Genomic DNA, 20,793 nt, shown 5'->3' on the forward strand with positions numbered 1-20,793 from the left:
TTTGCAAGAGTGGCACGTGTATGGCATGTAGGTAAATAACAACAAACTTTTTCAAAAACTCAAAAACTTAAATGTCATGAAAAACTTAATGAAAGTTTCGCTGGCCTGTATGCTGGGCCTTGTATTAACGATGTCAAATGTGATGGCTGCTTCTGGTGATAAAGTCACTGAGAAAGCGAGGGAAGCCGTGAGTAATGCTGCGCCTGATGATTGGGAAACACTTGCCAAGGCTGCGGATATGTGTATTAAAAAGAAAGTGAATCTTACAGAGGCTAAAGAGTGGTTGGATAACTCACTGTCTATTAAAGAAAGTGCGTTGGGTCTTGAAGTTGCCGGCGATTACTATATGCTTAACAAACTATATGATCAGGCCATCAACAATTATGTAAAAAGCATGTTGCTGACTAAAGAAAAAGACTTTTATGCAGACACGGAAGGACTGCAGGCTAAAATTGACAAAGCGAAGAAATTGAATGAAGCTTAAACGTTCATTGTATTGATGGACAAAAAGGGACTGGTAGTTGATATCAGTCCTTTTTTTAGAGCGTTTTATATCCAATAAAAGGAGAAGTCTTTTAATTGTTCAAGAGTCCGCACTAAGTTTAACTTTAACGTTCTGTTTTATTCGATGGTAAGATACATGATGGCAAAGTTGAACGGCATAATGATCAACAGGTTGGTTGATTGATGAAAAGAAGAGTACAATTGTCGATCTCGCTAAAGAGCAACTTGCCTCCATGGCTAAAAATACCCCACTGACCACCCAAAAAGCCACGCCAGAAAAAGTATAAGCAGGATTACTGCCAATACCCTAATTATTAACCTTCTCTTGTCCATTTGCTTTGGTTTGATTTTCCTTTTCTTCTTTCTCTTTTTCTTCTTTCGGCTTGTTTTTCTCTGACTCAGGTATCGATTCTATTTCCTTATCAATCTCATTCCAGTAGGCCATCTGTACGGCTTCAACTGGCTCAATGTGTTTGCCGCTGGCTATCAGGGCCATGGCCATTATTATGCTTGAGATCAGAACGGTGTAAAGAAGGATGCCGGCATTAAAAGTATCAACTTGCAACTCCTGAGGAATAGCAAAGAAAAGGAGTATGGTTACCAAACCACGAGGAGCTATGAGTATCTCAGGAGTGATTTTTTTGCCCTGGAAAAGCCGGAGAAAAATAGCCCGGATACCAAACAAGAGGATGATAACAAGTATACTGATAAACAAAACATTCCAGTCGAGCAGCGTCGTAAGGTCAAGGGTGATCCCGAAAATGACAAAGAAGAAAGTCCTCACGACGAAAGCTGACTCTATAGTAACGAGATGGAAGTTGTTCAAAATACTATTTACAGAAGGTACATGAATCAGCTTTTTTAATTTGCCCTGAAAAAACACCTTATGATTATTAAGTACCAATCCGAAGATCAAGATGATAAGGAGAGAAGAGAGGTGGAACATTTTGCCGATAGAATATAAAAGCAACAACACGGCTATCAGCAGGAATAACTTGACATGTGTTCTGACTTTTTGAAAAATAAACACGAGTGCATAGCTGATGATAACAGACAGCACTATGGTAATGAAAATGTTTGAAAACACGTCCCAAACTACGGAATGTACCTTATCGTTGTCCACATTACCGATAAGAAAATAGAAGTACATGATACCAAGTATATCCGAAAAGGTACTTTCGTATACCATAAACTCCTTTTTGTCATCCATTAATTCTCCTACGGAAGGTATTACAATTGCACTGCTCATAACTGATAACGGTATGGCGTAGATCAGTGCAATGATGTAATTATCTATCATCACCAGGTTTAGTAGAAATGCAATGGCGAAGGAGCAGACCATTAACCCCAGAAAAGCAACCATAAAGGATTTCCATATAAGGGGCCATTTCTCTCTTGATAGTTCCAGGTCCAGAGAAGCTTCAAGTACAATCATGATCAGACCTACAATCCCAAGTATCTCTAGCACATTGAACAGTGCTCCGCCAGTGGCGATACCAAAATAATTGAGGCCCAGCTTAATGAGTATACCCGATACAATGAGAAGTAAAACACTAGGTATGTTGGTCTTTTCAGAAATAATATTGAAAAAGTAGGATATGATCACAATTAATGAAAAGATGATCACAGCAGTATATGAATTAAATATTTCCATACTCAAATAAAATCAATCTGTTATTTAACAAGAAGCAAAATGCAACTGTTGAGACACATAAAATCACATTTTGCTTTGTAATGCAAAGTACTTTTAGTATTGTTGTATTCTATTGCAAAGAAAGCAATTATTATGGGTTTTCAATTTACCATTAATATAAGATTGTAATGAATAAAGAACCTGACTACCTCAAAGATATTTCTGAGATCAGAAATATTATGGAGCGTTCTTCAAGATTTATGTCCCTCAGTGGGCTTTCCGGGGTGATGGCCGGCATTTACGCACTAATAGGTGCTTTTCTTGCCTACAGGCTGTTTTATTTTTCTGATGAGATACTCTACAGAAGCATTTCCAGGGGCGACATTTCCGGTAAAGCACTGAACCTTATACTATTGGCACTTGGTGTTTTGATCCTGGCAATAGGCACGGGAATATGGTTTTCTCACACCAAGGCAAAAAAACATAATTATAAAGTGTGGGATGCAACTGCCAAGAGAATGATCATTAATTTGGCCATTCCTTTAGTTACAGGTGGTATCTTCGTGTTGATTATGTTTAGCAAAGGGCTAATTGGTCTTATTGCACCATGTACATTGATTTTTTACGGCCTTGCCCTGATCAATGCAAGCAAATACACCTATACGGATATCCGGTACCTTGGCTTTTGTGAAATTATACTAGGCTTGTTGAGTAGTTTTTATATTGGGTTCGGCCTTCTGTTCTGGGCCATTGGCTTTGGTCTGCTTCATATTATCTATGGTACGGTTATGTATTTTAAATACGAAAAGTGAAGCAGTATCTCAATCATCTTAACAAAGCTTTTGAAAACCGTGTAAGGCTGGGCATTATGTCTGCTTTGACGGCTAACGATTATATGGATTTTAATACCCTGAAAGAGCTTTTAAATGTAACGGACGGTAATCTGGCCAGCCATTTAAAAGCCCTTGAAAAGGAGGAATATGTAGGTATGGAAAAGACATTCATAGGGCGAAAGCCAAACACCAGATATCATATTACCAAATCTGGACGAAGTGCATTTGAGACCCACATCAATGCACTTGAACAATTAATAAAGGAACAACATCAGTCTAAATAAAATTTTTTACCTCAATACTTTGAGATACAAAGTACTTTTAATTAAAAATTATGGAAGAACCAGAAAAAAACACAATTAGCAAGATCAGTGACGGAATAAAGAATTCCATTATGGTCAAACTGATAGCCGTAGCTGTAATAGGCCTACTTTTGCTCATACCTGCCTCCAGCATAGAGTCATTAATATATGAGCGACAACTGAACCGTGACACGGCTATCCAGGAAGTAAGCGATAAATGGGGCAAGGAGCAGGTACTTGCAGGGCCTATACTAAACATTCCTTACCGGGAATACCATGAAAATAAGGATGGAGAGTTAAGGTATACAGTACATTACGCCCATTTCCTCCCTAAAACATTGACTATTGATGGCAAAGTCGATGCGGACCGGCGGAAGCGTGGTATCTATGAAATAGTACTTTATAACACCAAGCTTCAATTTTCAGGTACGTTTGAAAAACCCGATTTTAATATATGGGGTATTGATCCACAAAATATTCATTGGGACGAAGCGTATGTTTCTATAGGTATTCCTGACATGTCCGGCATCCAGAAAGACCTGACCTTGAAATGGAATGGTAAAAACCATGTGGTAGAATCCGGTTTACCGGAAAAGGAGGTCATTAATTCCGGCCTGATCAGCAGAGTAGTTCTAGGGCAGCAGCAGGTCAGCAATTTTGAGTTTACTGTAGACCTTAATGGCAGCAAGCAACTGAGCTTTGTACCCGCTGGTAAGCGAACATTGGTAAAACTGGTATCTCCATGGCCAGACCCTAGCTTTAACGGTGAATTCCTTCCGGATGATCGCGAGGTGGGGGAAGGGGGCTTTACCGCCGAATGGGAGGTGCTGGATCTTAACCGGAATTATCCTCAACAATGGCTTGGCAATACCCAACATATACATGAGGCTGCTTTTGGTGTAGGTTTGCTCCTGCCCGTGGATGAGTATCAGAAAAACATGCGATCTGCGAAATATGCTATTCTGGTAATTGCACTTTCATTTATTATATTCTTTCTGATCGAAATCCTTAATAAGAAAAGGTTCCATCCCTTCCAATATGTAATGGTTGGGTTGGCTATTGTGTTATTTTATAGTTTGCTGATATCCTTTACAGAGCACATGGGCTTTAACCTTGCCTATCTGGTATCAAGCATTCTGGTGATTGGCCTTATTACAGTATATGTAGCTGCAGTGTTCAAAACCCGAATGCTTACTATCCTGGTTACATTACTTTTAACAGTCATTTACTTCTTCATCTTTGTTATACTTCAATTGCAGGATTTTGCCTTACTGGTGGGAAGCCTGGGGCTTTTCGGAGCGCTGGCAGCTTTAATGTATCTTTCAAGGCATATTAATTGGTATGAGCTAAATTCCCGAACGACTTCGGAGGCAAGTTAGAAAGTCGGATGTGATGTGGGGCTTAAGCGGATTATTAAGCTCCACATTCCATTATCTTCTACGTATGCTGTTTTCCAATACTTTATTAAGACCAAAAATTTTTAAAAATGTTGAAATATTGCCTTTGAGCTTTGAAAAATGTGCTATTTTAGAAAATTCAATTCTAAAGAGTCCATATGTTGGTTTATATCTTATTTGTTGTTGGCTTTATTTTCTTAATAAAAGGAGCAGACCTTCTCGTAGAGGGTGCATCCTCAATAGGTAAGAAATTCAATGTCTCCAGTATAGTAATAGGCTTGACTATCGTATCGTTTGGTACTTCGCTGCCCGAATTGTTGGTTAACCTGATAGCGAGCTACAGAGATACTCCCGATATAGGTGTTGGGAACGTGCTTGGAAGTAATATTGCTAACATTCTGCTTATCTTGGGGATTTCTGCATTAATTAACCCGCTACCTATTACAAAAAACACTTATTTTATTGAAGTCCCTTTTTCGCTTACCGCTACACTGCTGGTGGGCTTTCTTGCTAATGCCTCACTATTTGGGAAGTCTAATGATTATGTGATCAGCCAGTACGACGGCGTTATTCTGTTATTTTTCTTTGTGTTGTTCATGGGCTATGTTTATATCGTATCCAAGCAGAAGAAGTCAGAGTTCTCTACGGAAGAGTTTAAGGAAATGGCACTGGGTAAATCCGTGGGGCTGATTGTTGTAGGTATGGCAGGTCTGTTCTTTGGTGGTCGTTGGGTTGTTGATGGTGCGATAGAGCTTGCAAGGGGTTTTGGAATGAGCGAGGCCTTTATCGGACTGACCATAATAGCTGTAGGAACCTCTTTACCAGAATTGGTAACTTCAGCAGTGGCAGCCTTTAAAAAAGATACCGATATTGCAGTAGGAAATGTGGTGGGCTCAAATATATTTAACCTGCTTTGGATACTTGGTTTAAGTGCAGCAATTAAACCCATTCCTTATGATGTTATTAGTAATTCGGATGTATTTATGATTATAGCATCAAGTACAGCGCTGATTTTGGCAGTTGTAGTGGGTAAAAGGCCGGTGATCAGCCGGTGGGAGGGTTTCTTCTTTCTGATTGCTTATTTCTGGTACATAACTTTCCTGATAGAGAGAGGGTAGGTCTGGCGTCAAACAAGCATTATTATTACCTCAGTGGTTGTGAGGGCCTTATCGCGCGGCTCACGGTCACGCCTATCTGTTGCCTCTGCGTTTTTTATAGCGGTGTTTGTTTTTCTTACGGTTAGCTTTAACCTTCTTTACTTTCTTTGTGTGTAGCTTTTTGCTACTATTCATGCGGTAATTGGGCGCTTTGAGGTAGTTTTTCCTCAGCCTCTTTTTAAGCTTTTTTGAGGAGGTATTGGCCTTATTTCTGGCGAGTGAAGACGTTCTGGTCAGGGTCTTTCGTCTAAAGGCAAGGGAGCTATTCATTATTTCCCGTGAGTTCTTCTGGTTGCGGTGATAGTTTTGGTCTCTGAAGTCAATTCTCAGGGTTATCTCGCTGCTGCTCCCGAGGTTGGACCTGTACTGGTTACTGAATGTCTCATATGTATACCCAATAACTATACGTTTTTTGATTCTTAATGCTGCAGTGGCGTTGAGCTGTGGAGCGGTGTTCGAAACCAGGCTTGAGCGGTAGCCCCCACCTAAGGTGATCATATTGTTAAAGGTGTAATAAAGACCTATATCATACTGATTAGACTCCGTTGAAAGCTGACGGAAAGTGATGATAGGTTCCAGCAGGTCACGAGCTCCTGCAACGGGAAGCTTGAAATTAATATAACTGCTGTAAAATGGGGATAGCTGATTAGATTCATCAGATAGACCGAGACCCGTACTTATGCGGTTGGCAGCGCCACCGAACACAAAATATTTTGTTTTTAAGTTAAGCCCAAAAGAAAAATCCAGGCTGCTTTTGTTAAAATCATTGCCAAATAGTAATTGATCAGAAGTATTGATCACATCTAACCTTGCAGTGCTTACCTTTAGGTTGTTATACTCAGCAGAAACTCCCATCGACAGTGTAGTTTCATCAGTAAAATTGAGATGGTAGGCAAAAGCTCCGGTTACAGCAAGTCGATCATAAATGCCGATCTTTTCGCTAAAAACCGTGGCGCCAACACCAAATTTATGATAAGCAAAAGGAGTGTGAAAGCTAAGCATGTTAGTTGTAGGTGCATCATCAATACCCGACCAGAATTTCCGGTGAGATAGTGTGAGCGAACCAAATTCGCTACCCGCAGCCGCAGGATTGTATAAGAGTGAATTGGTCAGTTTCTGGCTATACAACGGCAGATCCTGTGCATTTGCCGTGAAACAAAAGCTCAGTTGAATAAATAAAAAGAGATAAAGTAGACGTCTCAACAAATTATTCAGTTTTTCCTTTTACTACAGTTACTGTTCGGGTTACCACTTTACTTTCGGCGTTATCCCCATCTTGTATTTGGACTATGCACAGATAGTTACCCGCTGGGATAGTGCTTCCCTGAATGTTCAGGTCCCAGTCGTTCTTGTAACCTTCGAGTTTTATCACCTCAACACCATACCTGTCCAGTAATGTCACGACATTGTTGGGGAAGTTTTCAATGTTCTCGATGTATAAAATATCATTTGCACCATCACCATTAGGTGTAATGGCATTTTTAATGTCACCAACGCTTATTGGTTCAAGCCCGGTAACAGTTATATCAATTTCACTTATGCCCTTGCACCCATTGCTACTCGTCATTTCAAGGCTTACGGTAACCGTACCGGGTGAAGTATAAATGTGGCTTGGATCATTTTCAGCGGATGTTTCACCATCACCAAAATTCCATAGAAGCTCGGTAATATCCGATGTGCTCTGAAGACTAAACTGCGTGGTGCGATTACTTACTATTTTAGATTCTGTAATAATATTGGCCTCTGGAACGGGTTGTACGCTTACATTCAGGACATTTGAGATGGGGCTGCTTCCACAAATGTTCTTGCCAAGCACCTGAACAGCCCCGTCCTGAGCATTAACAAGGTTTACTGTTATCGACGGCTCCGTGGTTTCCACCGACCCGGATACAGGCTCAAACCCTTCAGGTAAGCTCCATATGTATGAATTAGCGTTAATTATGCGAGATACTGTGAAGGTTACACTCTGATCATTTTGACAGAAACTGTTACGGCCCGATGATGACTCAATAATGCCCACTCCCGTTGGTATGGCAGTTCTAGTAATAGCAATTGTTGCACTTGAAGCCGGGCAACCTCCATTGGAAATAGTCCATTGGAAAAAGTTCTCACCAAACTGCAAACCTGTAACACTTGATTGTGGGTTAGCAGGATTCGTAATAATACCCGAACCACTGATAAGTGTCCATTGCCCGGTACCCACTGCGGGAGCGTTTCCTCCCAGGTTGGTAAACTGACTATCGCATATCTCAGCATTGCTACCAGCCTGTGCTTGTGTTGGTTGTTGATCAACCTGTATGGTGACAGGTGTGTTATTTATACTTTGTGAGGCGCAGCTATTTGCATCCACAACAGAATTGATAGTATACATCGTGGTGCTTGCAGGGGTTACCAAAATGGGGTTGCCGCTAAAGCTTATGGTTCCAACATTCTGAATATCTACCACGTAGGGAGGTGTTCCCCCTGATATATTCAAAGTAAGCTGAGCACTACTTCCTGCGCAAATGGTTGAGCCTCCGGTCAGGGCTGCAGAAGATGGAGGTGTATTTACACTTATCACGGCAGAGCCGTTCATGGTTCCGGTACAGTTAGTCACCGGGTGCACCGCTTCAATAGTGTATGTGCCTGCAATTGATTGCGGTGTAAAGCTGAGAACGGAACCATTACCAGCTAATGTCTGCACGGTTGTTGATCCATTGCGTAGCAATATATAGTTAAAACCAGTTTGAGAACTGCTTAAGCCCATACCTGCACTCTCGCCCGAACAAATATTCCCTCCCCCTGAAACCGTAAAAGTCTGAGGTAGAGGATTGACGAGAACCATAATAGTTGTAACTGGCCCTTCACAGTTTAAGCCCGAACCAACTGCAGTGATGTCATACTCAACATTTAAAGGCGTTGATGTGGTGTTGATATAGCTGTCGCTGGAAATAGCAGCATTATTATAACCCGAGGCAACTGTTGCATTTCCTGCATTGGCAGTTAAGCCAGACGGCACTCTGATGGCTTTAATGCTGTAAGTGCTAACAGGACCAGGAGTTGCGCTAAGGGTTATTCCCGTTGGAGCATTGCTGCATATGCTGGCAGATGTAGAAGCAACAGTTGGTGGAGCTACCATGTTAACAGTTACAGTGCTTGTAACTAAAGTACAGGCTCCAGCGCCATCAGGGTCTTCAGCTACCAGCTCAAGGGAGACAGTGGACCCTGCATCTCCCGGGCCGGGTTGGTAAGTATCGGTAATGGAAGGACCTGGGAAGGAAGACCCTGTAGTACCATTGCTGCTCGTAAATGAACCAGCTCCGCCGGATACTCTCCAGTGTCCTGAAGTGGCAGCACCCCCGATCACGCCGGTAACGTCAAAGTTGCGATTGGCGCACACCGAAAAGTTGGTCCCTGCATCTGCGGTCGCGGCTTCACCAAAAGTGATCTGTACAGTACTGATATTCGATGAACAAATGCCAGAGGAGATTTCCCATTGCAACTCATAAGTGCCATATACTTCAGGACTATTAAGAGTTACGTTTGATGCATGTGAATTAACATCGCTAAAAGATATACCTGCAGAACCTGACGGCATACTCACTACTGACCAGGTGCCGGAGCCAATAATAGGGGCGTTGGCGTTGAGCGTGTAGCTGGTGCCACATACGGAACCCGGGCTGCCTGCATTGGATGAAGAAGGAAAAGGATCGACCGTTAAGTTTACAATGCTGGATACCACGGAGCAATTTCCACTTTCAGTGACAACACACCGAAAGCGGTGTCCGTCCAATCCGCCGGGGTTGTTTACATTTAATTGATTAGTTGTGGTGCCTGAAAACTGAGAGCCATTGGTAACATTGTTAAAAGGTCCGCCGGCGCCATCATCTTTTTGCCACTGGTAGGTGACTGTCGTTCCTGTTGCAGTAACTACAAAATCCACAGGCACGTTGGAGCAGGTAACTTTGCTAACAGGTTGAAGACCAATAGCTGGTGGAGAGCACATGTTTATGGAGAAAATGTTGGCTAGGCTGGCAGGAACAATGACATTACCGGCCAGGTCTTCTGCTAATGATACTGCTACATCTATATCAACTAATTCTTGATTTACGTCCTGTACGTCATAGGTCGCATCGTAGGTGGTATTGTCTAACCAGCTGCCATTGTTGAACGTCAGCGTTGCGGCTGGATCTTCGATTGGGAAACTTACGAGAGGGTTAACTGATGTATTCATGGCTTCATTAAACCTTACTGTCAGCGTGAAGCCGGATGTTCCCGTTTCAGCATCAGTAATAAGGGTTACAGAAGGGCTTACACTCGTAACCAATGGCAGTATCCCGTCAACTGCAATATTTTTATTTGTACCCAAAGAGCCGGTGGAGCCTGGTGAGGGAAGAGTCAATATGGCAATAGCATTGTCTGCCGCAGCATTGATTGTTCCTCCGTTTAGTTCTAAGGCTGTGGCGCTGGTGTACTCCAAATCACTGCTAATGTCACCTGCTTGTACGGTATATTGGAACTGAAGTGTTGTTGTACCCGAACCTCCACTATAGGTGGCATACCGATCTGTAGCTCCTGTTTCCAGTAGTATCCTGGGGGAACCTGTAACATTTACATTCTGATCAAAACTTACTTCGACAGTCATTGTGGTTCCTAACGGATAACTTCCGTCAGTTAATGCTGAGGTCACATCTTGTACGGATGGTGGAGCCAGCGTGTTTGTGGACGCAGTAATACCGGGAGTGCGGTAGCATGCCCCGAAAGTGTTGAGGCTATAGATCGCAAAATGGTAACTGGTGGATGGAACAAGATTCGTGATAGTTACTGCATTACCGGTACCTCGATAAACTACGAAATTGCCAAGTCCCAGTGGGTCTCCTGAGCCGAAAGTAGTGCTGGCCGGGTGTAAAATACCGTCTTTAGGCGCACTATTTACTGCACTGCCCTGCTTGGCGACTACCAATACCTCATTTCCATTTCCATTGGTCCAGGAGAGGTCTATGGATGAGGAGCTATTACTAACAGCTACAGGTGATGATGCCTGGATAGTCGGGTCTGAGCAGCCGCTTAGCGAAATGTCGGTAGCGCCTGTTAGGCCTGCCAGAATAGTAAAAAGGTTTGAACCATCACTATTGGCTGTCTTCAAGGTTGTACCATCCAGTATAATAAGTCGGCCATCCGGGTGTACAGCTATAGCCTTAATGTCGGTTAATCCGGAACTTATTTTAGTATAGGTGCCGCTACCATTGTCCATATCCGCAGCCATGATCCTGTCAGTTGTGGGGTTCTCGTAGATGATTTCTCGTGCACCGAAATCAAAATCAAATGATTCACCTGCTCCGGAAGGAATAATAGTTGCCAAAGTCCCGCCGAAAGTTCCTGTTCGGTAAATGACCCCGTCAAATTCATTGGATACATAGACGTACTCTCCATCAGTGTCCACATTGATATCATGAAAAATGTCGCCGCTGTATGACCCTATATTGAGTGTGGACGGGTTTTGACAACAATCCTGATCTGTATAGTTACTATACTCGATTGACCCGGGGTCGCTGTCAACAAACGCATTAATATAGATCGTCGCATCCCCAGGGTGATGATCCATATTAAAACCGGCGGTCATGGCGGGCCAGCTATAAATGAGTGTAGGAGTGGTAAAACTTGAAAGCGGGATTCTGTACAAATCGCCCTGACCGGGTAAAGTGAGAAAAAATGCTATGTTGCTGGAGTGGTCAACAGAGATTTTATGAGGTTGATCAGGATGCGTAAAATGAGTCTGTAACAAGGACCCGTCAAGGTTTGCACTTCTGATATTGTTTCCCTGAGTCCAGTAAATTCTTTGTCCTATAGACTCGGTATTAGCCAAAGTAGTAGCGAACAGTAAGCCCAGAAGGAGTCGTTTTAAAGCCAACGGTATTATTTTTTTCATCGCAATTCGGCTTGAATATAATAAAAGAGAATATTATTTTATATGAAAATTAGTTGTTTAGTAACCTGTAGGAACAGAAGGGGTGTTTTTCCCCTTTCTTTTTAATATGAGGAATGCGCAGACAAACGTCCAATTAATGATTATAAATACAGGTTTTTATAAAGAAGGGCAAAAATTTGAGCATCCCAGGCCTGATCGGTTGAATCAGGTATGTCTGAGATGCTTAATCAGGATTGAAATGGCTATTTCCAGGCAGTAAGTATCACGCCCATGAGTGTGAAGCTTACAACAAAATAAAAGCTATCGATAAACCAAAGCTTAAGGGTTGCTCTTGAAAAAAGGTAATTTACACCCATGGCCATAGCTACCCACCCAAAGCCGGTCAAAAATCCATAAAGTGCCCCTTCGCTTATACTTAAGCCTCCTAAAAAGAATGCCAGGTTGATAGACATGATGAGCTCCAGGACAAAAGCGGTCCCGTAGATTTTCCCCATGTTGGCGTTTTTCAGGTCTTCTTCCGTAAAACCATTTTCTTTCATCCAGCTTTTGCCAAATATGGGGCCGTACCATATGGCACCGATAAAGAATGTTGATAAGGTGGCCACTACTACGGCCAGCCAGTTAATTGATACTTCTTCCATTGTTTTATAGTTATTGTTCCGAATATTTTTTCCAACTGCCAAGCAGGATACCGGCTATTTCATATTTAACCAGCACCACACTTTCATCAATAAGGGTGAGCTCGAATGATCGTACAGAAAAATAATTTTGGGTGGTTATCTCCAAAAAGATAAATGCAAGCCATACAAGCAGTGATATTTTTAAGCCTTCAACCGCCGATGTTACATGCATTCGTTTAAACAACCAGGCCAGCATGTACGCTTCTGCCAGCGATGAGATGAAGGATAGGCTTAGACCTATTCCCATATCTACCTTTGAAAAATCTGCTTCTGTGAGCTCATTGAGCTCTACCCAGCGGATACCAAAGAATACTTCGGAGTAAATTAACGGTGCTACTGCCTGTGCCAACAATGCGGCCACCCAAACTGCTACGTGATTGATCCTTAGTGTTGTGCCCATATTATTTCGCATTAGCGTCAGGTTGCATAACCCCACTGATGTAGCCACTGGGGTCTTTGAAATAAGCCAGCCAACCCACTGTAGGTACAGCCATCTTGGGTACTACTATTTGCCCCTTATTTTTCTTAATTGCCTCAATAGCTTTCTCCAGGTTGGCCACTTCTATGGTGTTTACCACCGGCTGTTCCGGATCACGTCGCCTCATTATAGCTCCGTTAATGCCGGGCTCATCATCTTCACCTGTTTTCACAAGCCAGTATTCTTCATCGCCCCATCTGCTCACTTCCCAGTTAAACACGTTTTTGTAAAAACTGATTGAAACCTCCGGATCTGCCGAGGGTATTTCAAAATGTATTATTCGTCCCATTTTAGTATTTTGTTAAATGATCAGAAATTGACTCCAATTAGACCTTTCAGTGCGAACTGATTATTGAAAGTAGTATTTTTAAACATGGCAAACCGGCCGGAAAAACCGAAGCGGAAAAACCGGGGAGTGGAAAGGAAAACTTTTGAGTTAAAACCCTTTGGAAAATAAAATTGACATCAACGATAAACTCGTTAGGATTATTGGTGTCCAGTTTTTTGGCATTATAATTCCTAATGCCACAGGATTGGTCAGCAGCAATGACAGGTCAGTTACTTACCTTATGCTGACCTACGGATATTTTATCCTGATCTCGTTTTTGATCTGGCAAGGCAACCGGTGGCTACTGTTCAGGCTGGAAGAGCGGTATAACTGGTTTATTAACCCGGCCCAGAAATTGATTATGATCTTAGGGGCAAACATGTTTTATACAAGTATGCTTGTGGTGGTAATGCTGCTAATCTGGTACCAGGGGGTAGGGCAAGTGGCAGACTGGGAGGTTATAAAAATCACGGCGGGTGTATGTGTGGTATGTGTAATATTTATAACACATACCTATGAAACCGTATTCCTTATCAAGGAGCGGGAATCGGATAAAGTAAAGACTGAGAAGCTGGAAAAAGCCCGGGTTCAGGCGGAATTGGAAGCACTTAAGAACCAAATTGATCCGCACTTTATGTTTAACTCTTTAAACAGTCTTTCTTACCTGATAGAGTATGACCCGGCTAAGGCGAAGGAGTTTACTGAGAGCCTTGCAGAGGTTTACAGGTACATACTTTCCAATAAAGACAGGCGCCTGGTTATTCTACAGGATGAACTCCTGTTTTTACAGAAATACCTGTCTTTGCTATCGCTGCGTTTTGATGATGCTTTGCAGGTAAACTTTGAAATTGACGAGAAAAGTAAAAACGAATACCTTATACCTCCCATTTCTATTTTTATTGTTATAGAGAATGTAGTGAAGCACAATGAAATATCGAAGCGAAGTCCCATGAACGTTAATGTATCCCTGAAAGAAGAAAGTTTGCATATTGAGAATAAAATAGTAGTAAAGAAAGTCCTTCATCATTCATCAAAAATAGGTCTGGCCAATCTTGAGGAGCGCTTTAGGATAATTGTAGGGAAAGGGGTTAGTACCCATATAAGTGATGGCCGGTTTAAGATACAACTACCCATGTTAAAAATATCTAATTGAGCTATGAGAGTATTAATTATTGAAGACGAGCCTACAGCAGCACAGAAGCTAATAAACATGCTGATGAAGTTAGATGCGCAGCTCGAGGTAGTCAATGTCATCCAAAGTGTTGAAGAGGCCATTAACTGGCTCCGTGAAAATCCTGCCCCGGATCTGGCATTTGTGGATGTACAGTTGGCCGATGACATTTCATTCGAAATATTCAAGAAAGTAGAGGTGAAGTTTCCCGTCATTTTTGCTACGGCTTATGATGAATACATTTTGGAGGCACTGGAACATCACTCCATTGATTATTTACTAAAACCCCTTCAGAAGGAGCGGTTGGCAAAAGCCCTGGATAAGGTAAAAAGACTCGAATCACACTTCCTGCAACACCGGTTCAATAAACTCTTTGAAGAAGGATTCGGCGGCAATAAGGCTAAGAAGCGTTTTTTAGTAAAGCGTGGAGTGGACTTTGTGTCTGTTTCTGCAAAAAACATAGCCTACTTTTTTACCGAGCATAAGCTGGTATTTCTCGTTAGCCGGGATGGTGACAAGTACATTGTAGATAAGACTTTAACAGAGCTTAATGACGAGTTGGATACTGATTATTTTTTCAGGGTAAACAGAAAATATCTTGTACATATCGATGCGATTGAAAAATTTAAATCGGAAAACGGCAAAATAGCGCTTCACCTGCTGCCGCCTACTCGTGAAGAAGTACATGTAAGTAAAGAGAATGCTCCTAATTTCAGAGGGTGGATAGAGGCATCATAACCTGAGAGATAAAGCCATGATGCCTCTGCCAGATTATATTTCTACCAGTTTCCAGCGCCCTTTCTTAAAAATGACGATGCTGGCTACTGCCAATGCAGTAGAAGCAATGGCAATCGCTAAAAATATACCAATAGGGCCAAGTCCGAAATAAACGGCCATGGCATATGCCATAGGCAGCTCAAAAAGCCAGAAGCAAAACAGGTTTATAACAGTTGGTGTTTTAGTATCACCGGCACCGTTAAAGGCCTGTCCTATTACCATACCATAGGCAAAGAAAATGTACCCGCAGGAGATTACCCTTAAAGCTAGGGCACCATATTTTACAACCTCTGCCTCGGAGGAGAATATCCTTACAAACTCTTCCGCCCAGGAGATAAATACTATGGAAATCAGGCCCAGAAAGATCATGTTGTAAAATGCGCATTTCCATACCGACCTTTCTGCCCGGTCGGGCTGGCCTGCACCCAGGTTTTGGCCTACCAGCGTAGCGGCTGCATTACTCAGGCCCCACGAAGGCAGGATTGTAAACATTATTATCCTGAATGCGACTGCATAACCTGCCAATACCTCTGCTCCAAAAACAGCACTTATCCTTACCAGGAATAACCAGCTTAAAGTACCAATCATATACTGCCCTATGCCTCCAAAAGAAACCTTTACTATTTTCCAGACTGTGGCCCAATGGATTTTCAGGTGCTTTAGCTTTACTTGTACTATGCCCTTTGCTCCGGTTAATACTGCTAATTGATAAAGCACACCTATACCACGGCCAATAGTGGTAGCTATAGCAGCACCTTCTATACCAAATGCCGGAATCGGGCCCAAACCAAATATTAATATAGGGTCAAGCACAATGTTAAGGCAGTTGGAAACTATAAGTACGCGCATGGCAATGGATGCATCGCCGGCTCCTCTGAAAATAGCGTTGATCAGGAAAAGCAGCATGATAGTTACATTTCCTGCCAGCATGATCATGGTGTAGCCATACCCTTCTTCCACCAGGTCTTTTTCACCGCCCATCAGGGTTAGTATATCTTTGGCGAAAAACATTCCTGCAGCACTAAATATCAGCGATGTCAAAATAGTGATAAAAACCGCCTGTACAGCTACATTATTGGCCTCTTCCGGCTTGTTTTCGCCAACACGACGTGCTACCATTGCTGTTGCGGCCATGCTAAAGCCAATGGAAATTGCATACACAATCATGATCACCGACTCAGTCAGTGCCACCGTGGCAATAGCATTTACACTTACCTTGCCCACGAAATAAATATCAATAACAGCAAACAGCGACTCCATGATCATTTCAATGATCATAGGCACGGAAAGCATAAATATGGCACGATTAATACTACCACTGGTGAAGTTTTTCTCAGAACCGCTTACGGCGGAGCCAATAGTAGAAAAGATCTTATATATAGATTGTAATATTGAACGCATGAATATCGGTTTTAAAGGAAATAAAAAAATTAAAGAAGTGCTTAGAAATATGAACTTCCGAAGTTCATTTTCTTAGCGATCGAGAACCGATATTAACTTCATAGGCTTGAAAATTTGATCCGCTTTTGCGGTAAATGCTTTATATTAGTTCAATAGAGATAAAAACAACGTTTTAACAACATTATTTTGCAATACATACCTCTTACGGTTGTTTTGGTTTTAAGTTGCCTGATCAGTCAGGTATTTGCTCAAACCAGAGTTATTGATAGCCTGAAAAATGCAGCAACTCAGGCTGAACCTGATACTGTGAAGATTGAGTCACTCAGGCAGCTGGGTGTACTGATGAGCGATCATGATGTGGCTATGGCCATTGAATATGTCAACAAGGCCATTGATCTTGCAGATGCCAATGGGCATGAATCATTAAAAACCGAGGCAGTGAACTCTCTCGGTATTATCTATTATGGTATTGGCGACTACGAGCAAACCCTCGAATGTTTTTTAAAAGTGCAGGCCTTCCAGGAATCCAGAAACGACTTGATGGGCATGTCTCGTATTTATAACAACCTTGGTCTTTTGTTTAAAGAACTTGGACGATTTGGGAAGAGTATCGACTACCTTGAAAGGTCCGTTGAGCTAAAACTCCAAACATCGGATACGCTGACGCTGTCATCTTCATACAATAATTTGGGTATGGTATATCAGGAAGGTTTGAATGACTATAAACGTGCTGCGGAATGTCACAACAAAGCATTGGTCATTGACAGAAGGAACAAAGATGACTACGGTATTTTTGTTTCACTTGCAAATATTGGTTTAAACCATTTTAAGCTCGGTCATCTGGATTCGGCACAACTTTATTACAATGATGCGGTAATGCTCTTTGATAAAACAGATGACCGATACGTTAAGGCAGAATTTCTATATGAATATGGCCTGCTTAATACTGCCCTTGGCCAATATGACAGGGCCATAGAAAAACACAACCTGAGCATAGAGATGGCTAAAAAAGCGGATATTAAACTGCTGCTGAAAAATAACTACGAAGGGCTGTCAGATATTTATTCAAAGCTTGGTGACTATAGGAAAGCACTGCAGTTCCATAAGATGTATAGCCAGGTCAATCGTGAAATTTTTAATTCAGATCAATCATCAAAAATAGCTGAGATTGAAACCAACTACCATTTACAAACCAAGCAAAGTGAAATCGAGCTCCTCCGAAAGGAAGCTGAGATCAAGGATCTTAAAATTTATAATGATCAAATGGCCTTTTACTGGCTGATAGGGATGCTTGTACTGGTTGTCTTTATTGTCGTGCTACAGTATAGAAAAAATGTTTACAGAACCCGGACAAATAAAATTCTGAGACAAAAAAATCAGGAGATCATTGTCAAGAACCAAAATATAATGGACAGTATCCTGTATGCCAAGAATATACAGGAAGCAATACTTGCCGAAAACGACAGGCTTAAGGCTGTTTTTAAGGATGCCTTTGTTCTCACCAAGCCTCGCGACATTGTAAACGGTGATTTTTATTGGTTTGCAGAAGAAGGCAACTACGTGGTTATTGCGGCAGTTGACTGTACTGGCCATGGTATACCTGCGGCGTTTTTAAATGTGATGGGCAATTCTCTGCTAAACCAGATTGTTAATGAAGAGAAAATTATTGAGCCGGCTGAAATATTAAGAGAACTCAACATCAGGGTGTTTAAAAACCTGAAGTACGACAACGTGCGAAGCAAGTCTAATGATGGTATGGACATAGGTATATGTCTGTTTAACAGGGTGAATAGAAAATTGGCTTTTGCAGGTGCCAAGCGACCGCTCTATTATTACCACAATCATCAGCTTAACGTACTCAAGGGAGATCATTATCCCGTGGGGGGAATACTATATGACGAGCATCGGGTATATCACCAACATGAACTTGTTTTGCAGGAGTCCGACAGCATTTATTTGTTTACTGATGGTATAGTGGATCAGTTTGGGGGTCAGGAAAATAAGAAATATATGTATCCCCGGTTCAGAGAACTATTGCGGAAAATAGCCACTGACCCTATGGCAATGCAGGTCGAGGCTATTGAAGAAGAAATTAACCGATGGCAAGGTAATAATGAACAAACTGATGACATACTAATGATCGGTGTGAGAGTTTAAGCCTTTTTTGCGAACCTGTCGTTTCCTGTATAAATTGACAAAATTGAAAACAATGATACAGATAATGAGCCATATCAGTCCTGCTATGAATCCTGCCAGTACATCAGTAGGGAAGTGAACCCCGAGATAGACACGACTTAACCCAATGCTTAGAATCAACAAAGCCTGCACCAGAATAAGCAAAACCTTAAGTAACAAATTGCCAGTATGCTTATACGTCAGGTAAATGAGAAACCCATAAAAGGCGATGGCACTCATGCTATGCCCGCTAGGGAAACTGTAGGAGTGTGCTACCACTAGCCTTAACTCTTCCAGCGGCCTGGGTCTGCTGATCAGCTGCTTAATAGCTATATTCAGTAAAAAAGCAGAAACGAGTACTATTGTTGCCTGTAAAGAAAGCTTCCATCGGTGGTGTCCGTGGTAATAAAGCAGCGTTGCAATTACAGGAATTATAATAACATAGGCCGTTACATCGCCCAGATCGGTGATAAAAGTTACTACCTGCGTGAACGTGTCACTTCGGAAGCTGTGAACAAATTCCGTGATCATGTCATCGAATTTTATAAGTTCATCAGCCTGCAATCTTTCGGTGATCTCTAAAAACGCATTGAGGGCAAACAGACAAACAATCCCGGGAATGATCAGTGAGAATACAAAAAGCAAGTATTCATTGGAGTGTTTTTCAAGTTCTGTTTTTAACCTTCTATACGCAGTGAGCATGTGTAAAAATAAACATTTCTTACTGAACCAAGCCCTGTCGCAATAACGGCGGGCGTAAAATACTAACAGGTTATACTGCCAGTTGTTTTGGGGCTATCGGGTCGAAACTATCTCCTCCACAAGGTCTTCCACGCTGGTAGCTTCAGGAAAGAAGCTTAGGATTTTAAGCATAACCCTGTCAACCAAAGTGTCGGGACATGAAGCACCACTGGTTAATATTATGCGTGTTTCACGGCCTTTTGGCAGCCAGTCGTCAGTAACTTCCATCTTCTTTTCAGGGTAGTTGAAGTGATGGATCTCTTCTGCTGATTTGATCTCCTTTTCGGAGTTGATAAAATAGGTTGGAAATTTGCGTTCGCAAAGCTCAACAATGTGAGAGGTGTTCGAACTGTTGTAGCCTCCAACTACGATAGCCAGATCGGCGGTTTGCTCAAGGAGACCATATGTAGCATCCTGGTTATCATTGGTAGCATAGCAGAGGGTGTCCCTGGTATCGGCAAAGTGCTCACGATAATTTTCCTGACCATGGACTTCGATCATCACCTGTTTGATGTAATCCGCTATCTCCTGAGTTTCGGTAGCCAGCATGGTGGTTTGGTTTACTACGCCTGCTTTATCAAAGTGCACATCAGGGTCGAAGCCTTCGGTGTACATTCCCTTGAACAGTTTATAAAATTCCTCCCTGGAAATGTTGCCCTTGATCACCTCACCAAGCGTCCTGGTCTGGGCGATGTCCTTTACAATAACCGAAGGAGCTGTTTTCGAACTATGGGAAAATGTAGCACGTGTCTCCTCATGGTTGTGTTTCCCATGAATAATAATAGTGTGATTGTCCTCACCAAGTTTTTCAGATCTTTTCCAGACTTTTTCGACAAAGGGACAGGTGGTATTGTATTTCTGTACTTCAATACCGATTTCATCAAGTTTTTTTTCTATTTCGAGTGTGGTACCAAAGGCAGGAATGATCACAATGTCTTCCTTTTTAAGCTCGTCCCAACCGATGAACTGGGTGCCGTCCGTATCCATGATGAATTTAATGCCCTTACCTTGAAGGTCATTGTTAACCTCCTGGTTGTGGATCATCTGGCTTAAAAGGAAGACCCTTTTATCAGGATTTTCCTCAAGCGCCTTATAGCTGATCTCAATGGCATTTTCAACGCCATAGCAGAATCCGAAATGTCTGGCAATGTAAAATTTTACCGGACCGAAATTCAGCTCCGTCGGTGTAAAGTCTCTTTTACGTGGGTCAGTAATCCTCCTCGCCTCTTTGATCCTGCCGGTAATGGAAGATCTGTAATATTCAGGAATGTCGAATTTTTTGATAGCCGATCAGTTTTTGATATGGTG

General features: G+C 42.1%; 17 protein-coding genes. 8 read left to right on the forward strand and 9 right to left on the reverse strand.

Annotation, left to right across the window (positions count from 1 at the left end):
- The first annotated feature begins 76 nt into the window (after positions 1-76).
- Positions 77-484: a hypothetical protein gene (locus LVD17_RS08005; protein WP_233765983.1), complete on the forward strand. Its 408-nt coding sequence runs from the start codon at positions 77-79 to the stop codon at positions 482-484.
- 327 nt (positions 485-811) lie between these two features.
- Here the strand turns inward: LVD17_RS08005 and LVD17_RS08010 are convergent, their stop codons facing one another.
- On the reverse strand, positions 812-2,158 hold the full coding sequence (locus tag LVD17_RS08010; protein ID WP_233765984.1) for a cation:proton antiporter domain-containing protein: 1,347 nt from the start codon (positions 2,156-2,158) through the stop codon (positions 812-814).
- A 167-nt stretch (positions 2,159-2,325) separates the two neighbouring features.
- On the opposite strand from LVD17_RS08010, the gene LVD17_RS08015 reads away from it, so the two are divergent.
- From LVD17_RS08015 to LVD17_RS08030, 4 genes are all read left to right on the forward strand, one after another.
- Entirely contained in the window at positions 2,326-2,949 is a 624-nt protein-coding gene (locus LVD17_RS08015; RefSeq protein ID WP_233765985.1) for a hypothetical protein, read from the forward strand.
- The gene (locus tag LVD17_RS08020; protein ID WP_233765986.1) at positions 2,946-3,254 is read left to right on the forward strand and encodes a winged helix-turn-helix domain-containing protein; all 309 of its coding nucleotides are present in this window, start codon (positions 2,946-2,948) and stop codon (positions 3,252-3,254) included. Before LVD17_RS08015 ends, LVD17_RS08020 begins: the two co-directional genes overlap by 4 nt.
- A gap of 50 nt (positions 3,255-3,304) precedes the next feature.
- Positions 3,305-4,651 carry a cell envelope integrity protein CreD gene (gene creD, locus LVD17_RS08025; RefSeq protein WP_233765987.1) on the forward strand — a complete coding sequence of 449 codons (1,347 nt, stop codon included), beginning with the start codon at positions 3,305-3,307 and terminating at the stop codon, positions 4,649-4,651.
- A gap of 176 nt (positions 4,652-4,827) precedes the next feature.
- Entirely contained in the window at positions 4,828-5,787 is a 960-nt protein-coding gene (locus LVD17_RS08030) for a calcium/sodium antiporter (protein ID WP_233765988.1), read from the forward strand.
- A gap of 72 nt (positions 5,788-5,859) precedes the next feature.
- On the opposite strand, the gene LVD17_RS08035 is transcribed toward LVD17_RS08030, so the two are convergent.
- The 5 genes from LVD17_RS08035 to LVD17_RS08055 form a co-directional block, all read right to left on the reverse strand.
- On the reverse strand, positions 5,860-7,029 hold the full coding sequence (locus LVD17_RS08035; protein ID WP_233765989.1) for a PorP/SprF family type IX secretion system membrane protein: 1,170 nt from the start codon (positions 7,027-7,029) through the stop codon (positions 5,860-5,862).
- 4 nt (positions 7,030-7,033) lie between these two features.
- Positions 7,034-11,734: a T9SS type B sorting domain-containing protein gene (locus LVD17_RS08040; RefSeq protein WP_233765990.1), complete on the reverse strand. Its 4,701-nt coding sequence runs from the start codon at positions 11,732-11,734 to the stop codon at positions 7,034-7,036.
- A gap of 242 nt (positions 11,735-11,976) precedes the next feature.
- Positions 11,977-12,375, reverse strand: a complete 399-nt coding sequence (locus LVD17_RS08045) for a DUF1761 domain-containing protein (protein WP_233765991.1) — start codon at positions 12,373-12,375, stop codon at positions 11,977-11,979.
- A gap of 10 nt (positions 12,376-12,385) precedes the next feature.
- Positions 12,386-12,814 carry a DUF1761 domain-containing protein gene (locus LVD17_RS08050; RefSeq protein ID WP_233765992.1) on the reverse strand — a complete coding sequence of 143 codons (429 nt, stop codon included), beginning with the start codon at positions 12,812-12,814 and terminating at the stop codon, positions 12,386-12,388.
- A gap of 1 nt (position 12,815) precedes the next feature.
- The gene (locus tag LVD17_RS08055) at positions 12,816-13,181 is read right to left on the reverse strand and encodes a VOC family protein (RefSeq protein ID WP_233765993.1); all 366 of its coding nucleotides are present in this window, start codon (positions 13,179-13,181) and stop codon (positions 12,816-12,818) included.
- A 157-nt stretch (positions 13,182-13,338) separates the two neighbouring features.
- On the opposite strand from LVD17_RS08055, the gene LVD17_RS08060 reads away from it, so the two are divergent.
- Together LVD17_RS08060 and LVD17_RS08065 are read left to right on the forward strand one after the other, a co-directional pair.
- Positions 13,339-14,373, forward strand: a complete 1,035-nt coding sequence (locus LVD17_RS08060) for a sensor histidine kinase (protein WP_233765994.1) — start codon at positions 13,339-13,341, stop codon at positions 14,371-14,373.
- Positions 14,374-14,376: 3 nt separating this feature from the next.
- Positions 14,377-15,129: a LytR/AlgR family response regulator transcription factor gene (locus tag LVD17_RS08065; protein WP_233765995.1), complete on the forward strand. Its 753-nt coding sequence runs from the start codon at positions 14,377-14,379 to the stop codon at positions 15,127-15,129.
- Positions 15,130-15,162: 33 nt separating this feature from the next.
- On the opposite strand, the gene LVD17_RS08070 is transcribed toward LVD17_RS08065, so the two are convergent.
- On the reverse strand, positions 15,163-16,569 hold the full coding sequence (locus LVD17_RS08070; RefSeq protein WP_233765996.1) for an MATE family efflux transporter: 1,407 nt from the start codon (positions 16,567-16,569) through the stop codon (positions 15,163-15,165).
- Positions 16,570-16,755: 186 nt separating this feature from the next.
- Here LVD17_RS08070 and LVD17_RS08075 point away from each other — a divergent pair, with 186 nt between their 5' ends.
- The gene (locus tag LVD17_RS08075; RefSeq protein WP_233765997.1) at positions 16,756-18,726 is read left to right on the forward strand and encodes a tetratricopeptide repeat protein; all 1,971 of its coding nucleotides are present in this window, start codon (positions 16,756-16,758) and stop codon (positions 18,724-18,726) included.
- Here LVD17_RS08075 and LVD17_RS08080 read toward each other — a convergent pair.
- Together LVD17_RS08080 and LVD17_RS08085 are read right to left on the reverse strand one after the other, a co-directional pair.
- Positions 18,703-19,446 carry a phosphatase PAP2 family protein gene (locus tag LVD17_RS08080; protein WP_233765998.1) on the reverse strand — a complete coding sequence of 248 codons (744 nt, stop codon included), beginning with the start codon at positions 19,444-19,446 and terminating at the stop codon, positions 18,703-18,705. The two genes, LVD17_RS08075 and LVD17_RS08080, sit on opposite strands and share 24 nt — an antisense overlap.
- Before the next feature lie 93 nt (positions 19,447-19,539).
- Positions 19,540-20,769, reverse strand: a complete 1,230-nt coding sequence (locus LVD17_RS08085) for a 4-hydroxy-3-methylbut-2-enyl diphosphate reductase (protein WP_233767940.1) — start codon at positions 20,767-20,769, stop codon at positions 19,540-19,542.
- Positions 20,770-20,793: the final 24 nt, after the last annotated feature.

This window comes from Fulvivirga ulvae, assembly GCF_021389975.1.
In the GTDB taxonomy this organism is placed as follows: domain Bacteria; phylum Bacteroidota; class Bacteroidia; order Cytophagales; family Cyclobacteriaceae; genus Fulvivirga; species Fulvivirga ulvae.